The organism is Streptomyces sp. URMC 127 (genome assembly GCF_051386535.1).
Taxonomy (GTDB): Bacteria; Actinomycetota; Actinomycetes; order Streptomycetales; family Streptomycetaceae; genus Streptomyces.
The window spans coordinates 1-412 of the sequence record NZ_JBPQTW010000510.1 but is presented as its reverse complement, the minus strand read 5'-3'; the positions used below and the strand labels follow the sequence as shown (position 1 = coordinate 412).

1 protein-coding gene is annotated in these 412 nt (G+C 68.7%); it reads left to right on the top strand.

The window, feature by feature from the left end; translation table 11 throughout:
* A partial coding sequence (locus ACSNOH_RS35160) for an AMP-binding protein (RefSeq protein WP_436725499.1) occupies positions 1-412 on the top strand: 412 nt, incomplete at both ends.

Here is a 412-nt window from a genome sequence, read left to right as displayed (position 1 = left end):
GATGGGGTGCCGATCGGCCGGCCCATGGACGGCATGCGGGCCTACGTTCTCGATGACCACCTGGCCCTGGTCCCGCCGGGAGTGCCGGGAGAGCTGTATCTCGCCGGTGCAGGGGTGGCCCGTGGTTATGTGGACCGTCCGGCGCTGACTGCTGAGCGGTTCGTGGCCGATCCGTACACGGGCGATGGTGCGCGGATGTATCGCACGGGGGATCTGGTCCGATGGAACCGGGACGGGCAGCTGGAATACCTCGGCCGTGCCGATGACCAGGTCAAGATCCGCGGCTTCCGTGTCGAACCCGGGGAGATCGAAGCAACGCTTCGCCTGCACCCGGCCGTGGCGGATGCGCTCGTAGTGGTGCGGGAGGACCAGCCCGGGGACAAGCGCCTCATCGCCTACACCACCCCCGCCA